The organism is Streptococcus mitis (assembly GCF_001074635.1).
GTDB classification, from domain to species: Bacteria; Bacillota; Bacilli; order Lactobacillales; family Streptococcaceae; genus Streptococcus; species Streptococcus mitis_E.
Genome location: NZ_JUQO01000072.1, coordinates 1 through 20,759, shown reverse-complemented (window position 1 = coordinate 20,759; position 20,759 = coordinate 1). Strand labels below are relative to the sequence as shown.

18 protein-coding genes, 2 pseudogenes and 1 riboswitch are annotated in these 20,759 nt (G+C 38.7%); of the genes and pseudogenes, 15 read left to right on the top strand and 5 right to left on the bottom strand.

The features are described 5' to 3' along the window. The first annotated feature begins 115 nt into the window (after window positions 1-115). The 7 genes from cbpD (at window position 116) to ADI58_RS02955 (ending at window position 7,284) form a co-directional block, all read left to right on the top strand. Window positions 116-1,234 (top strand): choline binding-anchored murein hydrolase CbpD, encoded by a 1,119-nt coding sequence (gene cbpD / locus ADI58_RS02985; RefSeq protein WP_049521406.1) that lies wholly within the window; start codon window positions 116-118, stop codon window positions 1,232-1,234. Between the two features lie 82 nt (window positions 1,235-1,316). After that, a riboswitch (TPP riboswitch) is annotated at window positions 1,317-1,419 on the top strand. A 68-nt stretch (window positions 1,420-1,487) separates the two neighbouring features. Further along, entirely contained in the window at window positions 1,488-1,778 is a 291-nt protein-coding gene (locus ADI58_RS02980) for a thiamine-binding protein (protein ID WP_049521405.1), read from the top strand. After that, window positions 1,741-2,499, top strand: a complete 759-nt coding sequence (locus tag ADI58_RS02975; RefSeq protein WP_161800931.1) for an ABC transporter permease — start codon at window positions 1,741-1,743, stop codon at window positions 2,497-2,499. Before ADI58_RS02980 ends, ADI58_RS02975 begins: the two co-directional genes overlap by 38 nt. A 38-nt stretch (window positions 2,500-2,537) precedes the next feature. Next, a complete protein-coding gene (locus ADI58_RS02970) occupies window positions 2,538-3,545 on the top strand; it encodes an ABC transporter substrate-binding protein (protein ID WP_004255331.1) in 1,008 nt (335 codons plus the stop codon). Beyond that, complete coding sequence (locus ADI58_RS02965; protein ID WP_049521404.1) at window positions 3,545-4,273, top strand: ABC transporter ATP-binding protein; 729 nt, start codon at window positions 3,545-3,547, stop codon at window positions 4,271-4,273. Before ADI58_RS02970 ends, ADI58_RS02965 begins: the two co-directional genes overlap by 1 nt. A gap of 118 nt (window positions 4,274-4,391) precedes the next feature. Further along, window positions 4,392-4,850 (top strand): CtsR family transcriptional regulator, encoded by a 459-nt coding sequence (locus tag ADI58_RS02960; protein ID WP_004261972.1) that lies wholly within the window; start codon window positions 4,392-4,394, stop codon window positions 4,848-4,850. Window position 4,851: 1 nt separating this feature from the next. Next, window positions 4,852-7,284 (top strand): ATP-dependent Clp protease ATP-binding subunit, encoded by a 2,433-nt coding sequence (locus tag ADI58_RS02955; RefSeq protein WP_049521403.1) that lies wholly within the window; start codon window positions 4,852-4,854, stop codon window positions 7,282-7,284. A gap of 71 nt (window positions 7,285-7,355) precedes the next feature. Here the strand turns inward: ADI58_RS02955 and ADI58_RS11500 are convergent, their stop codons facing one another. Then, entirely contained in the window at window positions 7,356-7,553 is a 198-nt protein-coding gene (locus tag ADI58_RS11500; protein WP_239683522.1) for a hypothetical protein, read from the bottom strand. 311 nt (window positions 7,554-7,864) lie between these two features. Here ADI58_RS11500 and ADI58_RS02950 point away from each other — a divergent pair. Continuing rightward, window positions 7,865-8,544 (top strand): annotated as a pseudogene (locus ADI58_RS02950) (hypothetical protein). A gap of 70 nt (window positions 8,545-8,614) precedes the next feature. Here ADI58_RS02950 and ADI58_RS02945 read toward each other — a convergent pair. After that, window positions 8,615-8,842, bottom strand: a pseudogene (locus ADI58_RS02945) (tRNA dihydrouridine synthase DusB); the annotation flags it as partial. Between the two features lie 129 nt (window positions 8,843-8,971). Between ADI58_RS02945 and ADI58_RS02940 the strand changes: the two are divergent. The 6 genes from ADI58_RS02940 (at window position 8,972) to ADI58_RS02915 (ending at window position 16,032) form a co-directional block, all read left to right on the top strand. Next, window positions 8,972-10,732 (top strand): sensor histidine kinase, encoded by a 1,761-nt coding sequence (locus ADI58_RS02940; RefSeq protein ID WP_049521401.1) that lies wholly within the window; start codon window positions 8,972-8,974, stop codon window positions 10,730-10,732. Next, the gene (locus ADI58_RS02935; protein WP_049521400.1) at window positions 10,710-11,315 is read left to right on the top strand and encodes a response regulator transcription factor; all 606 of its coding nucleotides are present in this window, start codon (window positions 10,710-10,712) and stop codon (window positions 11,313-11,315) included. The genes ADI58_RS02940 and ADI58_RS02935 overlap by 23 nt, the downstream gene beginning before the upstream one ends. 97 nt (window positions 11,316-11,412) lie before the next feature. Beyond that, window positions 11,413-12,306: an AvrD family protein gene (locus tag ADI58_RS02930; RefSeq protein WP_049521399.1), complete on the top strand. Its 894-nt coding sequence runs from the start codon at window positions 11,413-11,415 to the stop codon at window positions 12,304-12,306. Continuing rightward, the gene (locus tag ADI58_RS02925) at window positions 12,306-13,082 is read left to right on the top strand and encodes an AAA family ATPase (protein WP_049521398.1); all 777 of its coding nucleotides are present in this window, start codon (window positions 12,306-12,308) and stop codon (window positions 13,080-13,082) included. The genes ADI58_RS02930 and ADI58_RS02925 overlap by 1 nt, the downstream gene beginning before the upstream one ends. Before the next feature lie 8 nt (window positions 13,083-13,090). Beyond that, the gene (locus ADI58_RS02920; protein WP_049521397.1) at window positions 13,091-13,768 is read left to right on the top strand and encodes an ABC transporter ATP-binding protein; all 678 of its coding nucleotides are present in this window, start codon (window positions 13,091-13,093) and stop codon (window positions 13,766-13,768) included. Further along, window positions 13,765-16,032: an ABC transporter permease gene (locus tag ADI58_RS02915; RefSeq protein ID WP_049521396.1), complete on the top strand. Its 2,268-nt coding sequence runs from the start codon at window positions 13,765-13,767 to the stop codon at window positions 16,030-16,032. The genes ADI58_RS02920 and ADI58_RS02915 overlap by 4 nt, the downstream gene beginning before the upstream one ends. 296 nt (window positions 16,033-16,328) lie before the next feature. On the opposite strand, the gene ADI58_RS02905 is transcribed toward ADI58_RS02915, so the two are convergent. From ADI58_RS02905 to hslO, 3 genes are read right to left on the bottom strand one after another with little or no spacing between them, the layout of a single operon-like run. Beyond that, window positions 16,329-16,880 (bottom strand): cysteine hydrolase family protein, encoded by a 552-nt coding sequence (locus ADI58_RS02905; RefSeq protein WP_049521394.1) that lies wholly within the window; start codon window positions 16,878-16,880, stop codon window positions 16,329-16,331. 1 nt (window position 16,881) lies between these two features. Then, window positions 16,882-17,862 (bottom strand): tRNA dihydrouridine synthase DusB, encoded by a 981-nt coding sequence (gene dusB / locus ADI58_RS02900; RefSeq protein ID WP_033678731.1) that lies wholly within the window; start codon window positions 17,860-17,862, stop codon window positions 16,882-16,884. Continuing rightward, a complete protein-coding gene (hslO, locus tag ADI58_RS02895; RefSeq protein ID WP_049521393.1) occupies window positions 17,849-18,721 on the bottom strand; it encodes an Hsp33 family molecular chaperone HslO in 873 nt (290 codons plus the stop codon). The genes dusB and hslO overlap by 14 nt, the downstream gene beginning before the upstream one ends. A gap of 164 nt (window positions 18,722-18,885) precedes the next feature. On the opposite strand from hslO, the gene ADI58_RS02890 reads away from it, so the two are divergent. Then, a complete protein-coding gene (locus ADI58_RS02890) occupies window positions 18,886-20,325 on the top strand; it encodes an AcpB/EbpR/MafR family transcriptional regulator (RefSeq protein WP_049521392.1) in 1,440 nt (479 codons plus the stop codon). The last annotated feature ends 434 nt before the right edge of the window (window positions 20,326-20,759 follow it).

The following is a 20,759-nucleotide window of genomic DNA, read 5'->3' as shown; positions in this document are numbered from 1 at the left end:
AATCAAATTCAAACCACGTCAGCTTCGCCTTGCCGTACTCAAGTACAGCCTGCGCCTAGCTTCCTAGTTTGCTCTTTGATTTTCATTGAGTACTATACTATTTCAAGGAGGAAGAATGAAAAGTTCATCATTTAAAGTAATAGAGACAGGATTTTCTTTTAGAAAGTCGGTTAAAAAGGTTGTTCCCTTTTTAGTAGTAGGATTGATGCTAGCAGCGGGTGATAGTGTCTATGCCTATTCTGGAGGAAATGGATCGATTGCGCGTGGGGATGATTATCCTGTTTATTATAAAAATGGGAGCCAGGAGATTGATCAGTGGCGCATGTACTCTCGTCAGTGTACTTCTTTTGCAGCCTTTCGCTTGAGTAATGTCAATGGTTTTGAGATTCCAAGGGCTTATGGAAATGCGAATGAATGGGGGCATCGTGCTCGTCGTGAAGGCTATCGTGTAGATAATACACCGACGATTGGCTCCATTGCTTGGTCTACTGCAGGAACTTATGGGCATGTTGCCTGGGTGTCAAATGTAATGGGAGATCAGATTGAGATCGAGGAATATAACTATGGTTATACAGAAGCCTATAATAAACGAATTATAAAAGCAAATACGATGACAGGATTTATTCATTTTAAAGATTTGGCTGGTGGCAGTGTTGGGAATAGTCAAACTTCAGTTTCAACAGGAGGAACACATTATTTCAAGTCTAAGTCTGCTATCAAAAATCAGCCACTAGCTAGCGCAACTGCAATTGATTACTATTATCCTGGGGAGAATGTTCATTATGATCAAATTCTCGAAAAAGATGGATACAAGTGGTTGAGTTATACGGCTTATAACGGAAGTCGTCGCTATATCCAGCTAGAGGGTGTGACTTCTTCACAGAATTATCAGAACCAATCAGGAAATAGCTCTAGCTATGGATCCAATAGTAGTTCAGCTGTTGGTTGGAAGAAAGTAAATGGTAGTTGGTATCATTTCAAATCAAATGGTTCTAAATCAACAGGCTGGTTGAAGGATGGTTCTAGCTGGTATTATTTGAAATCATCTGGTGAAATGCAGACAGGATGGTTAAAGGAAAATGGCTTGTGGTATTATCTAGATAGTTCAGGGGCAATGAAAACAGGATGGTATCAAGTTTCTGGTAAGTGGTATTATTCTTACTCTTCAGGTGCCTTAGCTGTTAATACAACGGTGGATGGCTACAGAGTAAACAGTGATGGAGAACGAGTATAGAAAATTGGAGTAGGAAATTTTTCCTGCTCTTTTCTGTAAGCAGTTTCCTTGACTTTTTTTTTGTTTTGCGCTATCATATGTCCATATAATATATGGGAGTCTGTGTACAGTCTGAGAGGAAGCGTTAAGCTTCGACCGCACCTGATCTGGGTAATGCCAGCGTAGGGAACGATACTTAGTCTATTCTGCACCTTTTCCATATATGGTAAAGGTTTTTCTTTTTGTCAAAGGAAAACGAGAAGAGGAGGTTTTTATGAAAGCAAGCATCGCCTTGCAAGTTTTACCCCTAGCACAGGGGATTGATAGGATTTACGTAATCGATCAGGTCATTGCCTATCTGCAAGTTCAAGAAGTGACCATGGTGGTGACACCATTTGAAACGGTCTTGGAAGGGGAATTTGATGAGCTTATGCGCATTCTCAAAGAAGCGTTGGAAGTAGCAGGACAGGAGGCAGACAATGTCTTTGCCAATGTCAAAATAAATGTAGGAGAGATTTTAAGTATTGATGAGAAGCTTGAAAAGTATACTGAGACGACACATTAGTCTATTGGGTTTTCTTGGAGTCTTGTCAATTTGGCAGTTAGCAGGTTTTCTTAAACTTCTCCCCAAGTTTATCCTGCCGACACCTCTTGAAATTCTCCAGTCTTTTGTGCGTGACAGAGAATTTCTCTGGCACCATAGCTGGGCGACCTTGAGAGTGGCTTTACTGGGGTTGGTTCTAGGAGTCTTGATTGCCTGTCTCATGGCTGTACTTATGGATAGTTTGACTTGGCTCAATGACCTGATTTACCCTATGATGGTGGTTGTTCAGACCATTCCGACTATTGCCATAGCTCCTATCTTGGTCTTGTGGCTAGGTTATGGGATTCTGCCCAAGATTGTCTTGATTATCTTGACGACAACCTTCCCCATCATCGTCAGCATTTTGGACGGTTTTAGGCATTGTGACAAGGATATGCTGACCTTGTTTAGTCTGATGCGGGCCAAACCTTGGCAAATCCTGTGGCATTTTAAAATTCCAGTCAGTCTGCCTTACTTTTATGCAGGTCTGAGGGTCAGTGTCTCCTACGCCTTTATCACAACAGTGGTATCTGAGTGGTTGGGAGGCTTTGAAGGACTAGGTGTCTACATGATTCAGTCCAAGAAACTGTTTCAGTATGATACCATGTTTGCTATTATTATTCTGGTATCGATTATCAGCCTTTTGGGTATGAAGTTGGTCGATATTAGTGAAAAATATGTTATTAAATGGAAACGTTCGTAGAATTAGAACGTTTCTGAAAAAGAAAAGAGGAAATTGAAATGAAGAAAACATGGAAAGTGTTTTTAACTGTTTTAACAGCTCTTGTAGCTGTTGTGCTTGTAGCTTGTGGTCAAGGAACTGCTTCTAAGGATAATAAGGAAGCAGAACTTAAGAAAATCGACTTTATCTTAGACTGGACACCAAATACCAACCACACAGGGCTTTATGTGGCTAAGGAAAAAGGTTATTTCAAAGAAGCTGGAGTGGATGTTGATTTGAAATTGCCACCAGAAGAAAGTTCTTCTGATTTGGTTATCAATGGTAAGGCACCATTTGCAGTGTATTTCCAAGACTATATGGCTAAAAAATTGGAAAAAGGGGCAGGAATTACGGCCGTTGCAGCTATTGTTGAACACAATACATCAGGAATCATCTCTCGTAAATCTGATAATGTAGCTAGTCCAAAAGACTTGGTTGGTAAGAAATACGGAACTTGGAATGACCCAACTGAACTTGCTATGTTGAAAACCTTGGTAGAATCACAAGGCGGAGATTTTGAAAAAGTTGAAAAAGTACCAAACAACGACTCAAACTCTATCACACCGATTGCTAATGGAGTATTTGATACTGCATGGATCTACTATGGATGGGATGGAATTCTTGCTAAATCTCAAGGTGTAGATGCTAACTTCATGTACTTGAAAGACTACGTTAAAGAATTTGACTACTACTCACCAGTTATCATCGCCAACAACGACTATTTGAAAGATAACAAAGAAGAAGCACGTAAAGTCATCCAAGCTATCAAAAAAGGTTACCAATATGCCATGGAGCATCCAGAAGAAGCGGCAGATATCTTGATTAAGAATGCTCCTGAGCTCAAAGAAAAACGTGACTTTGTCATCGAATCTCAAAAATACTTGTCAAAAGAATACGCAAGCGACAAGGAAAAATGGGGGCAATTTGATGCAGCTCGCTGGAATGCCTTCTACAAATGGGACAAAGAAAATGGTATCCTTAAAGAAGATTTGACAGACAAAGGCTTCACCAACGAATTTGTGAAATAATGACAGAAATTAGACTAGAACACGTCAGTTATGCCTATGGTCAAGAGAGGATTTTAGAGGATATCAATCTGAAAGTGACTTCAGGTGAAGTGGTTTCTATCCTAGGTCCAAGTGGCGTTGGTAAGACTACGCTTTTCAACTTAATTGCGGGGATTTTAGAAGTTCAGTCAGGGAGAATTGTCCTTGATGGTGAAGAAAATCCCAAGGGGCGCGTGAGTTATATGTTGCAAAAGGATTTGCTCTTGGAGCACAAGACGGTGCTTGGCAATATCATCCTGCCTCTCTTGATTCAAAAGGTGAATAAGGCGGAAGCCATTGCTCGTGCGGATGAAATTCTTGCGACCTTCCAGTTGACGGCTGTACGGGACAAGTATCCTCATGAACTTAGTGGCGGGATGCGCCAGCGTGTAGCCTTGCTTCGAACTTACCTTTTCGGGCACAAGCTCTTTCTCTTAGACGAGGCCTTTAGCGCCTTGGATGAGATGACCAAGATGGAACTCCACGCTTGGTACCTTGAGATTCACAAGCAGTTGCAACTGACAACATTGATTATTACTCATAGTATCGAGGAGGCCCTTAATCTCAGCGACCGCATCTATATCTTGAAAAATCGCCCTGGGCAGATTGTTTCAGAAATTAAACTAGATTGGTCTGGAGATGAGGACAAGGAAGTCCAAAAGATTGCCTACAAACGTCAAATCTTGGCAGAATTAGGCTTAGATAAGTAGAAAAATAGGGAGTTGGTGAAGATTATCCTTTACCAGCGCCCTTTTTCTTTTAAAAATGAGAAAATTTCGGTATAATAGTCAAAGATAGTCAAGGTTCAAAGAGAGAGGTGGGTTTGTAATGAGATTTAAAAATACATCGGATCATATTGAGGCCTACATCAAGGCGATTTTAGATCAATCTGGAATTGTGGAGTTGCAACGGAGTCAGTTGGCAGATACCTTTCAGGTTGTTCCCAGTCAGATTAACTATGTGATCAAGACACGCTTTACGGAAAGTAGAGGTTACTTGGTTGAAAGTAAGCGTGGTGGTGGGGGCTACATTCGTATAGGACGGATTGAGTTTTCTAGTCATCATGAAATGCTCAGGGAGCTGCTTTACTCGATTGGTGAGCGGGTCAGTCAAGAAATTTATGAGGATATTCTCCAGCTTTTGGTTGAGCAGGAATTGATGACCAAGCAGGAGATGAATTTGCTGGTAGCAGTAGCTTTGGATCGTGTTCTAGGCGAAGAAGCTCCAGTTGTTCGTGCTAATATGCTACGACAGGTCATACAAGAGGTAGATAGAAAAGGGAAGTAAGATGAACTATTCAAAAGCATTGAATGAATGTATCGAAAGTGCCTACATGGTTGCTGGCCATTTTGGAGCTCGTTACCTAGAGTCTTGGCACTTGTTGATTGCCATGTCCAATCACAGTTATAGTGTGGCAGGGGCAACTTTAAATGATTATCCATATGAGATGGATCGTTTAGAAGAGGTCGCTTTGGAACTGACTGAAACGGACTATAGCCAGGATGAAACCTTTACGGAATTGCCGTTCTCCCATCGTTTGCAGGTTCTTTTTGACGAAGCAGAGTATGTAGCATCAGTGGTCCATGCTAAGGTGCTAGGGACGGAGCACGTCCTCTATGCGATTTTGCATGATGGCAATGCCTTGGCGACTCGTATCTTGGAGAGGGCTGGTTTTTCTTATGAAGACAAGAAAGATCAGGTCAAGATTGCTGCTCTTCGTCGAAATTTAGAAGAACGGGCAGGCTGGACTCGTGAAGACCTCAAAGCTCTACGCCAGCGCCATCGTACAGTAGCTGATAAGCAAAATTCTATGGCTAACATGATGGGCATGCCCCAGACTCCGAGTGGTGGTCTCGAGGATTATACGCATGATTTGACAGAGCAAGCGCGTTCTGGCAAGTTAGAACCAGTCATCGGTCGGGATAAGGAAATCTCACGTATGATTCAAATCTTGAGCCGGAAGACAAAGAATAATCCTGTCTTGGTTGGGGATGCTGGTGTCGGGAAAACTGCTCTGGCGCTTGGTCTTGCCCAGCGTATTGCTAGTGGGGATGTGCCTGCGGAAATGGCTAAGATGCGCGTGTTAGAGCTTGATTTGATGAATGTCGTTGCAGGGACACGCTTCCGTGGTGACTTTGAAGAACGCATGAATAATATCATCAAGGATATTGAAGAAGATGGCCAAGTCATCCTCTTTATCGATGAACTTCACACTATCATGGGTTCTGGGAGCGGGATTGATTCAACTCTGGATGCGGCCAATATCTTGAAGCCAGCCTTGGCGCGTGGAACTTTGAGAACGGTTGGTGCCACCACTCAGGAAGAGTACCAAAAACACATCGAAAAAGACGCAGCCCTTTCTCGTCGTTTCGCCAAAGTGACGATTGAAGAGCCAAGTGTGGCAGACAGCATGACCATTTTGCAAGGCTTGAAGGCGACTTATGAGAAACATCACCGGGTGCAAATCACAGATGAAGCGGTTGAAACAGCCGTCAAGATGGCTCATCGTTACTTGACTAGTCGTCACTTGCCAGACTCTGCTATCGATCTCTTGGATGAAGCAGCAGCAACAGTGCAAAATAAGGCTAAGCATGTAAAAGCAGACGATTCAGGTTTGAGTCCAGCTGACAAGGCCTTGATGGATGGCAAGTGGAAACAGGCAGCCCAGCTAATCGCAAAAGAAGAGAAAGTGCTTGTCTATAAAGACTTGGTGACAGAGTCTGATATTTTGACTACCTTGAGTCGCTTGTCAGGTATTCCAGTCCAAAAACTGACTCAGACTGACGCTAAGAAATACCTGAATCTGGAAGCTGAATTGCACAAACGTGTCATCGGTCAAGATCAAGCAGTTTCAAGCATTAGCCGTGCCATTCGCCGCAATCAGTCAGGGATTCGCAGTCACAAGCGTCCGATTGGTTCCTTTATGTTCCTAGGGCCTACAGGTGTCGGTAAGACCGAATTGGCCAAGGCTTTGGCAGAAGTTCTTTTTGACGACGAATCAGCTCTTATCCGCTTTGATATGAGTGAGTATATGGAGAAATTCGCAGCTAGCCGACTCAACGGAGCTCCTCCGGGCTATGTGGGCTACGAAGAAGGTGGGGAGTTGACCGAGAAGGTTCGCAACAAACCCTACTCCGTTCTCCTCTTTGACGAGGTAGAAAAGGCCCACCCAGATATCTTTAATGTTCTCTTGCAGGTTCTGGATGACGGTGTCTTGACCGATAGCAAGGGACGCAAGGTTGACTTTTCAAATACTATTATCATCATGACGTCAAACCTTGGTGCGACAGCCCTTCGTGATGACAAGACTGTCGGATTTGGGGCAAAGGACATTCGTTTTGACCAGGAAAATATGGAAAAACGCATGTTTGAAGAGCTGAAAAAAGCTTATAGACCTGAGTTTATTAACCGTATTGATGAAAAGGTGGTCTTCCATAGCCTGTCTAGCGACCATATGCAGGAAGTGGTGAATATTATGGTTAAACCTTTAGTGGCAAGTTTGGCTGAAAAAGGCATTGACTTGAAATTACAAGCTTCCGCACTGAAATTGTTGGCAAATCAAGGATATGACCCAGAGATGGGAGCTCGACCACTTCGCAGAACCCTACAAACAGAAGTGGAAGACAAGTTAGCAGAACTTCTTCTCAAGGGAGAATTAGAGACAGGTAGCACACTTAAGATTGGTGTTAAAGCAGGCCAGTTAAAATTTGATATTGCATAAAAACGAGGTCGGGACAAAGTTCCCGACCTCTTTATTTGCCTTTATTAGTTTGATTTGCTGTTGCGACTGTTTTAGGGATGGCTATTTTTCTTAGAATTGCTCATGATGCGAATGAATAAATCTTTGTATTTATATTTTAAATAGGTTTCATGTAAGTACAATAAAGCTATATCTACAATCATAAAAATGGTTATTAGGTAAAATAAATCAAATGTAGTCTGAGCGTAGCGAACTGCAGACTGATAAGAACAGAAAGCTCCCAAAATCACTCAAGGAAGATACTTGTAATACTTATTTAGCATAAGAATGCACCTCCTATATTCTATTTCACTATTATTATATTCCTTCGTCTAAAACAATACAAACGATTACACAAAAACAAATTCAAATTTTTAATAGGAAAATCTCCTGTTTTTCTGTTTTATTACGAATAGAAGAGTAGGAGGAGTAAATGTATCTAAAGTATTTAAGATTTTTAAAATAGTTTAGATAAATTGTTGACATATTTAAACCCCAATGTTACAATTATATTACAAAAAGATTTCTTTATATTTCTAAAATATTACAAATGAGTAGAAAAATGAAAAAGAAAACATATATAAAATTGATGACAGCAACTGTATTAGCTTCTACCCTACTATTAGGAGCTTGTGGAAATAAAAAGGAAACAACTCAAGCAAGCAGTTCTGCTAAGACAAGTCAATCATCAAGCTCTAAAGCAGCTTCTGCTAGCAAAGAAAGCAAGACTCAGAAGTCATCAAGTTCAGCTTCATCTGAAAAGGCCAAGGCGTCTACTGACCAGTCTTCAGCAACTGCAACGCCATCACAAGCGGCACCTGCACAAGAGCAAAGACAAGGTCAAGAAGTGTCTAATCAACAAACTCCTGCTCAGACTCCTTCAACTCAACAGGCTCCTCAAGCCCAGTCTAACCAATCAAGCTATGATCCTACAACTGACCGCAAACTTCAAGACAAGCAAGCAGAGCAAAATAAACGCTACAGGGGTGTTTTAACCATGGTAGATGGTGATTTCTCAGCTGCAGCGGGCAATTGGAAGGGAGCAAATGGGGAAACCATTACAGTTTCATCCGGCGGTCAATTCACAGTAGAATCTTCTGATGGAAAGAAAACTACTCTATCAAAGGCTACTCTTATACTCTTGATGATGGCAAGTATAATGCCAAAATTGGTGGAGGAAAAGTCATCCAAATTACAACAGGAGCGGATGGTAAGGTTTCCAGTGTTGCTTTGAGTCAATAATAGCTCTCATTATTTGAATTTTTACAGTCAAAAACCCGTAACCTTTAAGAGAGTTACGGGTTTTAAACTATTAAGCCTTATCCAGTTGCAAGAGGGCTTCAATCTCTGCTAGGGTGCTAGCTTGTGAAATGGCTCCACGGAGTTTAGCTGCACCAGATGTTCCACGAAGATAGTGAGGAGCGAGTCCACGGAATTCACGAACTGCTACGTTTTCCCCCTTGAGGTTAATCAAACGTTTCAAGTGTTCGTAGACGATTTTCATCTTGTCTTCAAAGGTCAAATCAGGTAGGATTTTACCTACTAGAAGATTGAATCAGTTATATTTCGAAAGAAAAAAGAATAAATTTAACTATAAAACCTGTCTTATTGAATGAAAAAATGGTAGAATAAACATCAATATCAAGTGAAATGTGGAGTGTTGCAAACAATGAAGTCAAAAATGTTTCGATTTTATTTTGTTTTGTTATTTATTCTCTTTTTTTATTTTTCATTTTCAATATTTAACCGAACGTACAGTGGAATCACCGTAGATAAACATGATAATGAGTGGATAGTTAGACAAGTCCATAATCTGGGAAGCTTTGCAAATCATCAAGAGATAATAGGGTCATCAATTATACAAATAGACGGTCAGAGTCCAGATAGTAATTTTTTATTATCTCGATTTTTAATTGTTGAACCGCTTCATTCTGTGACAGTGTTAGATAGAGGAATTTCAAAGAATTTAATAATAGAATCTGGGAAATCAAGCCAAATTATCTTTCTTGTTTTATCAATCATTGCTTTTCTGATTCTACTGTTATTTCGCTTATACATAAAAGGGAGAAGTAGAGGAAAAACTGGAAAACGATATTTTTATTTTATTATTTATACTAGTCTGATGTTATTATCGATTATTCCATCAAGTATAGGAGATGTATTTGGTCGTAGTCTATTAATTTCATACTTGACTTTATTTCCATTATTCATGGATATTTTCATTAGAGTGTTAGTCCTGAAGATAAAAGGTTCAACCATTTCTAACTTTTCTCGTATTATACTGGGCTATTCACTCATCACTCAACTTTTGTTTGTTTATAATCTTATACAGCCCATTGATTTTTTGACCATCTTTTTTTCTAGGGGGGTATTTTATTTAGTATTTTTCTTTTTAGTTATCCTACTGTTAAAGATGCTTATAAATTACTCTCAGATAAGAGAAATGTTGCCAATTCATACCTTATTTTTAGCAGTTCTTGCCTTATTTCCTCTATTTTTTGGATATATTTTTCCGATTGGTAAGGAAGTTTCGTTTATTTATAGTATTCCTCTATTGTTGCTTATTTTGTTCTCTATTGTGAATAACTTGATATTAGAACGAATGATATATGTTGCTTGGAAGTGGAACCCATTCATATATAACTTGATATTTGCCGTTTTTTTTACTAGTCTAATTATTCTTTTTAGTCTGTTATTAAGAGAATTTTCTCCAATTTTTTTCGTTCTTTACACTTTTCTTTTCTCGCTAGCTTTGTTACCTGAAATAAGGAAAATGATGTTGATTAGCCATAAAATGGAGGGAATCTTTAGTAGTTTTCATACTTTTGTAGCTACTGAATTGGAGAGGGAAGAAATTGCAACGTTTATACATGATACTACAATTCAGAAGGTTATTTATTATAAAAAGCAGTTAGAAATTAGTGAACAAATTAATAGGGTAGCTTTATTAGAGATGTTGGATGATATTGTCTTTGAATTAAGAGATTTATGTTCCAATATCTATCCTTTAATGGTGCATGAATTAGGGCTGAAAGAATCTATTACTAGCATATTAAACCAATTCATGAAGATGGAAACTGTTTCGATTATGACAACTTTTTCAATAGATGAAGAAAAAGTTAATGATAAAGTGGGCACGTTTGTATTAAGGACAGTTAAAGAACTAGTAAATAATAGTATTCTTCATGGGAATGCTAGAGAAATTACTGTAGATTTATCTACAAAAGAAAAGATTTTATCAATTGTAGTTATAGATGATGGTATTTTTAAGGGAAACTATCAGTCTAATGAACATCATTTTGGTTTAAATAGAATTGTAGAGAAGGTTCATTTATTGGGGGGAACTGTTCAGATAAATATAGAACCTACAAGTGTGAAGATACGAATACCTATAGAAGGGAAGAAAAATGATTCGTTTGGTTTTGATTGATGATCACAGTTTAGTGTTACAAGGATTGGAGAACTATTTTTTAAAGGAAGATGATTTTAAAATTGTTGGTTCCTATACAGAAGTAGCAGATTTACTTCTTTGTCTCAAGCATGAAAAGGTAGATGTGCTAGTTATGGATTTTATGCTGAAAGGAGTAACGGCATTTGATGTTATTAGTCAAATAAATAGATTTCTGAATACAGTTCCCAAGATAGTTCTTTTGTCAGGGTTTTATGACACTTTGTTACATAAGAGAGCGATGGACTTTGGGATTCAAGCTTTTTTACCCAAAGAAAGTTCTTATTTGGATGTTAAAAGTGCAATTTATGCTGTTTATAAGGGCAATCATGTTATCCCAGATGGTTTGATAGAAAAGCAAGAAAATAATCTATTGACAGATACGGAGTTAAGTGTATTGGAACTTATTGTAAAAGAATATTCTAATGAAAAGATAGCAAATAGTTTATTTATCAGCAGGAGAACGGTGGATACCCATGTTTCAAATATTTGTTCAAAGTTGGGAGTGACGAGTAGAGTTGGAGCTGTACGTGAGGCTATTCGATTAAATCTAGTATCTTTATAATTTATCCTAAAAAGGCAAGAAGGTTTTCGTAAATTACGGATTCTTTCTTGTCTTTTTTTGTTTAAGATAGAGTCAGTTTAAAAGATTGGAGAAGGATATGCTAACAGTAGATTATTTACTTGGAGATAATAGAAATCGCTATTTTGGTAGAGGACATAAGAGAATGACTTATGAAGTTAAGTTGAAAAATATTTTAGAAGGAGTTGGCTCTCTTCATCAGGAGGGTTTATGGTCTAGTAAACAATCTGAAATCGTACAGCAACACCTGAGTACATTAGATGGAATAGTATTAGCTCATTTATTTGGAAGTGAAATACTGAAAAGAATGGGAGTGAACTTAAATCAGTATAGGTTAAGCCATTTTGAGATAAAGTCAGGGATAAAAGCCATAGAAGAATTGGTAAATTTAAGATTAGAATTACAAAATTTCAAAATGACGAACCAAGTGATTGAATTTGATTGCTTGGTAATGGATATGAAAGTTTGTTTAGGCTATCAATTATTAGAATGTATGGAAAATGTAGTTGCTATAGGAGAACAAGGTAGAGATTTTTTATCAACTCATTTGAGAGATAGACAACATGATATATACGATGTTGAGTTTTCAGATAGTAGTATATCTTGTAAAGCAGAGCAAGTATTGATCAAAGATATTGAATATAGTGGTATAGGTAGTCTAGAAAAGAATTATTATAGTTTGTTAGAACTTCTGATTATTTTTTCTCAAATGGCAGAGATGTTAGCCTACCATATAGAAGAGATATCTCGAGAGGAGAGCAATACCATGTGGATGAAGCAAGTAAGTGCAGACTTGAATTCACCAATTTTAAACGGAGTAGTAGAGCTTAGTGGTAGTGTTTCAAAAAATAGATTGTTAAAAATTAGAGAAGAACATTGGAAAATCTACGAAATGTCTGGGTATGATGTAGATCATAAGGTAGTCTTTAAAAGTAAAATAGCTCAAAAATTACCTGATGGAGGGGGACAGTGATGGGAAATAGGGAATTAAGGTTAGTCATATCAGGAACTTATTCTACAGGTAAGACAACAACTGCTACAGCTCTTTCGATTGCAACGGGACTTCCCTTAATCGACGCTTTATCTGCGAGGGAAATTTTGACAGATTTATATCCTGGAAGAAGATTTCAGGATATGTCATCAACTGAGTTAATGGCACTAGGGCTAAAGCGTTTTGAAGAGAGAATTCGTACGGAAGGAATTTTATACAAGGAACATGGAAGTTTTCTATCAGATGGTTCAGTATTGAATGAATGGATTTACGGGACTGTTCGAATGAGGGTAGGAATTAACCCAGGATCAGCATTCATTCATCGATTGATGAAATCTATTTTAGGTATTCCAGGTCGACGATTTTTCAAAAAATATTTGACTGCCTATGGGGTTGTCTCTAAGAATCATGCGAAATTGTGGTATACAGATGTTGTCCATCTACCAGTAGAGTTTGCAATGGATCCAGATGGGCATAGACCAGTATCTGAAGAGTATCGAAATTTATCAGATGAGGAATTATATGAAGCTTATAGGAATTTGGGTCTAACACCTTATTGTGTCAAAGGTAGTCAGAAAGAACGGTTAAATCAGATCATTCAACATTATGAGTTGCCAATAGTTGTTCCAGTAGATGAGGCTATTTCCTTAGCTGAAAAGGTTATACGAGAAAACAGGGAAGCAGTATCTAAACGTATCATAGAGCAGTATGAAGAGCCTACATTAAAGGAAAAAATAAAATTTATGACAAGATATTAGGAGTATGTATGATTCAGTTTCAAAATATTAGTAAGATTTATAAGGTAGGAGAGCAAGAAGTTCGTGCTTTGGATCAAGTTAGTTTTTCTATTGAGAAAGGGAAATTTACAGTTATTTTAGGTCCATCAGGTTCAGGGAAAAGTACGTTACTAAATTTACTTGGTGGGATGGATCGTGCGACATCAGGAACCTTTATATTTGATGAGGAACTAGTAACAAAGTTTACGGATAAGGAATTATCTGCTTATCGAAAAGATAAAATTGGTTTTGTTTTTCAATTTTATAACTTAGTTCCAAGTTTAACGGCCAAGGAGAATGTAGGTATTGCAGCAAATTTAGCGAAAAACAATAAAGAAATTGATATATATTTGGATCAAGTTGGTTTACTTCATAGAAAAAATAATTTTCCTAATCAACTTTCTGGAGGTGAAATGCAACGTGTATCAATTGCAAGGGCATTGGCTAAAGAGCCTAGTCTATTATTGTGTGATGAACCTACAGGAGCGTTAGATTCAAAGACAGGTGATAGTATTTTAACTTTATTGAAGGAAGTTTCTAGAAATGGGAATGCTGCAGTTGTAATGGTTACACACAATAGAGAGTTTGCTAAATTTGCAGATCGAGTTATATATTTGAAAGATGGAAGTATTGAAAAAATAGAGAATAATGAAGAGGTGTTGGGATGAGGTATCTTCATATAAAATTATTAAGAGATCTCCGACAAAATTGGCAACAATTTTTCTCTGTTTTTCTGATGTCTCTATTAAGTGTATTAATCTTTGTAGGTCTACAAGGAGCTTGGCATGGACTTGAAAAGAGTCTAGAGAGTTATTTGAAACAATCTGAACTTCCTGTTGTTTGGGTTCAAGCGAGACAAATTGATGAATCAAAAATTAAGCAGGTTGAACTATTATCTTCTGTTGAAAAAGTTATCAGTAAAAAGAAAGGATTTGCTAATATTGTTCGTTTAGACAAGACTGACGGACGAATCAATCTTGAAACGATTACAGATAATCAACTGGTTACAGTAACAGAAGGAAGTTCTTTTTCTGAAGGAAAACAAGATTCGATTTGGATTGATGGGAATTATGCTAAGAAGAATCAATTACAGATTGGAGATCTAATTTTTATTTCATCAAGGGGGAAACAGATAGATTTAGAAATTGTAGGATTTGTTCAGGCAACAGATAAGATTTATTTTACAGGTAGCATGGAATATATAGCTCCAAATCCTGACAATGATGCCTATGGTTATATTGCAGATAATGAAATTGCAAAAGGAATTCTGGGTTTATCGTCAGATAATGCCTTAGAAATTTATGGCTCTAAGATAGATTTGCGAGGAGATTTAGAGTCTATTTTTGGGGGCGATTTAATTTCTTATCAAGATCAAAAAAGTTTAACTGAAATATCAGAAGCTACCGATCGAGTTGGGCAAATTAGAAACTTATCTTACTTATTTTCTTTTATCTTTATTTTGTTAGCTATTTTGGCTATGTTTACAACCATTCAGCGTTTGATTGATGGCCAAACAAAAGAGATTGCTGTATTAAAGGCTTTAGGTTTTTCAAATCAGGCTATCAGTTTACATTATATTTTATTTGGCTTAGTAGTAAGTTTATTAGGAAGTTTTGCAGGCTTTGCTATTTCTCCCTTGATGTCATGGTTTGTACTAGAAACTCAAAAGTCAATGTTTACACTTCCAAATTGGCAAATCTCTTATTCATCTTCATCAATAGTCGTTGGTATTGTAGTCATTATTATTTGTGTTTTAGCTGCCTATTTAGCTTCTAGAGAGTCAGCTAGAGGCTTACCAGCAATATTTTTAAGAGGTAAAGAAAAACTTGCTAAATCTGTATTTATGGAAAGATATTCGTCTATCTGGCAACGAATTTCTTATCCTTCAAGATGGGCAATTCGGGATGCCTCGTTTAATCGTATTCGAGTTTTGATGGGAATCGTGGGAGTTGCAGGAAGTATGATGTTACTGATTGCTGGAATTGGTATGCCTGTGTCCATGAATCATCTTGTTGATAAGGCATACAATGAAGATTTTTCTTATTCAAAACGACTGACCGTAGCGGATTATACATCTTCTAAGTCTAGATATGGTGGGCAAGGTGTACAAATTTCACAAGCACATTTTAATCCAGATGATGGCTACAATCGTTTATTGATTATATTTGATGATGGAGATATGATCCAAGCAAAAACAGAGAGTGCTGATTCTTTGAAAGATGATGGTTTGTATGTAACTAGATCATTTGCCCGTTTAGCAGGTATTAAAGTCGGAGATTTTTTAAATGTGACTCCCTATCAAGATGGTCATACGTACAAGTTTGAAGTAAAAGGGATTGTCACAAGTGAAACCAATCAAGGGGCTTATCTTCATGCTAGAGTCTTTGAAAAAGCAGGGGGAGATTTTACTCCCCATACTTTATTAGTTGGGTCAGAGGTGGGCCAAGATACTATTAAGCAAGACAAAGGTGTTCTATCTGTCATTGAAAAAGGGAGCCAAGAAAAAAATGCCTATGATTTTGTATCTAGTTTGATGAGTGTATTTCTAATGATTATTGGCTTTGCTTTATTACTTGTTATTATTGTTCTCTATAATCTGGGATCTTTAAACTTTGTAGAGAGAATGAGAGACTATGCTACATTGCAAGTATTAGGATTTTCTAATCAATATCTACAGAAGCTAACTCTTTTTGAGACTATACTAACTACCTTTATTGGGTGGCTAGTAGGAATTCCTTTAGGCATATGGTTTTTGAAAGAATATGTAGCAACATTTTCGACGATTCGAATTGAGTATACCGCTTATGTCAGTATGTATGTCCTTGTTTCTGCTACGTTATTGGTTTGGTTTACATCTTTAGGGACTGCTTATTTTATTAGTCTTCGTATGAGAAAGATTGACATGATTAGTGCTCTAAAGGGGGTAGACTAGTATGGTCAGTTCTGAGTGGATCTATAGACATTTATGAATAATTGTTAATCATCAGTTCTAATACTCAATGAAAATCAAAGAGCAAACTAGGAAGCTAGTCGCAGGCTACTCAAAGCACTGCTTTGAGGTTGTAGATAGAACTGACGAAGTCAGTAACCTATATACAGTAAGGCGATGATGACGTGGTTTGAAGAGATTTTCGAAGAGTATAAGGTCCAAATTTACCTATTTGTGTTTCGGTTCACTGCATTACTGCATTCAAAATCCGTCAGCTCAATAAGAGTTGACGGATTATTTTATACTTGTACTTGGGTTAAAAATTCTTCTGTAGTAAGAATTTGAGCAAACTCATCTTGTAGAGAAAGGAGATTAATCTCATGGATAGTCTCAGGAGAGATGGTCTGACCGTTTTTGTTAGATAGGGTAAAACTGGCAGTAGCATCTGCTAGTAAAGTGACTTCAAAACCAAGATTTGCTGCCATTCGTGTCGTAGTAGATACACAATGAGGCAGGGTCAAACCAACAACGACTAAATGACAAATCTGATTTTTTCGTAAATATGTTTCAAGATTTGTTCCAATAAAGGCGCTATTAACCGTTTTTTGAAAGACAGGTTCTGAGGTGACTGGCTCAAATCCACTTTTAAACACCTGATTTTGTTTGTTATGAAATTGCGACTGGGGATTGTCAGATATGTGTTGAATGTGTAAGACTGGAAGAGCGTGTTTACGAAAGTATGCTAGCACCCTCAATGCTTGGTGTTCAGCTTGAGGGTTGTTTCGTTCTCCCCAGATAGGGTTATCAAATGCTTTTTGCATATCGATAATCAGTAGAGCAGTATGAACCATTTTAAGCCTTATCCAACTGCAAGAGAGCCTCAATCTCTGCCAGAGTGCTAGCTTGTGAAATGGCTCCACGGAGTTTGGCAGCGCCAGATGTTCCACGGAGGTAGTGAGGAGCGAGGCCACGGAACTCACGAACTGCTACGTTTTCTCCTTTGAGGTTAATCAAGCGTTTCAAATGTTCGTAGGCGATTTTCATCTTGTCCTCAAAGGTCAAATCAGGTAGGATTTCTCCTGTTTCAAAGTAATGGTTGATTTGGTTGAAGAGGTAAGGATTTCCCATGGCAGCGCGGCCGATCATGACTGCATCAGCACCGACTTCTTCGATGCGTTGTTTGGCTTCTTGGACAGTACGGATATCACCGTTGGCGATAAATGGAATCTTGGTCAAAGCTTGAGCTACGTCGTGTAAGGTCTCAAGGTCTGCATGACCTGTATACATTTGTTCGCGGGTACGGCCATGCATGGCGAGGGCAGAAACGCCTGCAGCTTCAGCAGCGAGGGCATTTTCAACTGCCAGAGATGGGTCGGCCCAGCCGGTACGCATCTTGACAGTAAGTGGAATATCAAGGACAGACTGGACCTTGTTGATGATAGAGTAAATCTTATCTGGATCCTTGAGCCACATAGCGCCAGCTTCGTTCTTCACGATTTTGTTAACTGGGCAGCCCATGTTGATATCCACGATATCGGTTTTGGTGTTTTCTTGGATGAATTCTGCTGCGCGTGCTAGGCTGTCTTCGTCACTACCAAAAAGTTGGATAGAGACAGGGTTTTCGCCTTCATCGATATGAAGCATGTGCAGGGTTTTTTCGTTGTTGTATTGGATTCCCTTGTCAGAGACCATTTCCATGACAACGAGTCCAGCTCCGAGCTCTTTTGCGATAGTACGAAAGGCTGAGTTTGTCACGCCAGCCATAGGCGCTAAAACAGTACGATTGGGAATCTCAACATTGCCAATCATAAAAGGTGTATTAAGATTTGTCACGAATGAGTTCCTCCAGGTCGTTTTCATCAAAGTTGTAAGTAGTTTGGCAGAATTGACAAGTGATTTCTGCCCCGTGGTCTTCCTCTTTCATTTCCTGTAGGTCTGAGCTTGGAAGGCTGGCAAGAGCGTTCATAAAGCGTTCATGGCTACAGTCACATTGGAAACGGATTTCTTCTTCAGAAAGAAGCTTGTAGGCCTCGTCACCGTAGATAGCCTTGAGGAGGGCTTCGATATGGTCTTCACTTTCCAGAAGGGTTGAGATAGCTGGCATTTCTTGGATGCGTTTTTCAAAGCGAGCAATCTCTTCTTCCTTGGCTCCCGGCAAGACTTGAACTAGGAAACCACCTGCAACCTTGACCTTGTCTTCTTCGTCCAAAAGGACATTGAGGCCGACTGCAGAAGGGGTTTGTTGGCTTTCAGTCAGGTAAAAGGCAAGGTCTTCACCGATTTCCCCAGAAATGAGGGGAGTCATAGAGTTGTAAGGATTTCCAGTACCGTAGTCTGTGATAACGAGGAATTGACCATTGCCGACAAAAGGTCCAACTAAAACTTCACCAGTTGCAGTCTTTTTGATGTCAACACCAGGATTTTGAACGTAACCTTTGACATTCCCCTTGGTATCAGCGACGGTGATGATAGCACCTAGGGAGCTAGATCCCAGCACCTTAACTGTTAGTTTAGTATTTCCTTTTTCATTGGCTGCGAGAATCTGGCTAGCGATAAGAGTTCGACCAAGCGCTACAGTTGAGCTAGCTTGGGTTTGGTGTTTTTCTTGAGCAGTGCGGACGGTTTCTGTGCTGTCAAGGACAAAAGCACGAAAGGCTCCGCTTTCTGATATTGTTTTAATAATTTTATCCATAGCTACTATTTTAGCATAAAAATGCCCAAAGGGGGAGCCGTGTGTTTGCTGATTTTTAGGATAATGGACCAGGAAATCAGCATGAAAATAAAAAGAGAAACAGATTATTTCAGCATTTGTAAGATTTATGCTATGCTTAAGGTAGAAAATGAAAGGGGTAACAAATGTATTTAGGAGATTTGATGGAAAAGGCTGAATCTGGCCAATTTTCAATCCTTTCCTTTCTATTACAAGAGTCTCAGACGACTGTCAAGGCTGTAATGGAGGAAACAGGATTTTCAAAAGCAACCCTAACCAAATATGTCACCCTGCTCAATGACAAGGCTTTGGACAGTGGCTTAGAGCTGACTATTCACTTAGAAGATGAAAATCTGCGTCTATCGATCGGTGCAACTACCAAGGGGAGAGATATCCGGAGCTTGTTTTTGGAGAATGCTGCTAAATACCAGATTCTTGTTTATCTTCTCTACCACCAACAGTTTTTAGCCCATCATCTGGCTCAAGAATTGATGATTAGTGAGGCTACGCTTGGTCGCCACTTGGCTAGTTTAAATCAGATTTTGTCAGAATTTGATTTATCCATCCAAAATGGACGGTGGCGAGGTCCAGAGCATCAGATTCGCTATTTCTATTTCTGTCTTTTCCGCAAGGTCTGGTCCAGTCAGGAGTGGGAAGGTCACATGCAGAAGCCGGAGAGAAAGCAGGAGATTGCTTGCTTAGAAGAAATCTGCGGTGCAAGTTTGTCTTCGGGTCAGAAATTGGATTTGGTTCTCTGGGCTCATATCAGTCAACAGCGTCTTCGGGTCAATGCTTGTCAGTTCCAAGTGATAGAAGAGAAAATGCGAGGGTATTTTGACAATATTTTCTACCTTCGTTTGCTGAGAAAGGCTCCGTCCTTTTTTGCTGGACAACACCTTCCTCTAGGAACTGAGGATGGGGAGATGATGATTTTCTTCTCTTTCCTCCTATCTCATCGCATTCTTCCTCTTCATACTATGGAATATATCCTTGGTTTTGGAGGGCAGTTGGCCGATTTGCTGACACAATTGATTCAAGAAATGAAGAAGGAGGAGTTGCTGGGTGATTATATAGAGGATCACGTTACCTATGAACTCAGTCAGCTTTGTGCTCAAGTCTATCTCTATAAGGGCTATATTTTACAGGACCGCTATAAGTACCAGTTAGAGAATCGTCATCCTTATTTGCTGATGGAACATGATTTTAGGGGGACGGCAGAGGAGATTTTTCATGTTCTACCTGCCTTTCAGCAGGGGACGGATTTGGATAAGAAAATTCTCTGGGAATGGCTCCAGTTAATCGAATATATGGCTGAAAATGGTGGCCAGCATATGCGGATTGGTCTGGATTTGACATCTGGTTTTCTTGTCTTTTCAAGAATGGCAGCCATTTTGAAACGGTATTTGGAATACAATCGTTTTATTACCATTGAAGCCTATGACCGAACTCGGCATTATGATTTGCTGGTTACCAATAACCCGATTCATAAGAAGGAACAGACCCCAGTTTATTATTTAAAAAACGACTTGGATATGGAAGATTTAGAGATGATTAGAAAGCAGCTCTATCAAACACCATATAAATAGACTACAATACCAGATAAAACATATAAGATATATCTACTGTGCGATACTGATTACCTTCTATATGATAAAAGCCACTTGTTCCATGGATTCAGTGTGAATTTAGATAGATGAGATTGATTTGTATCACTGTGATAAAATATTAGGCACTTCTCGATAAAGTGTCACTGATTGAAAAATTGGCAATTATAGGCATCAAATTGACTCCTAATCCATAATTTTTTTAACATTTTGATAAAATTTCATCAATCTTTGTTCATTTTTTCCTCTCTTTTTCGAATAATAAATAGATAGTAGCGGTGAATCTAGTAAAGCTAGATTTAAAACTGTGGTATAATAAAAGGAGGAAAAGGATGACTTTAAGACATCCGGGCATCAGCCCAACCAATGATTTGGTTGCTAAGAAAATCTTTAGCAATCCAGAAATCACTTGTCAA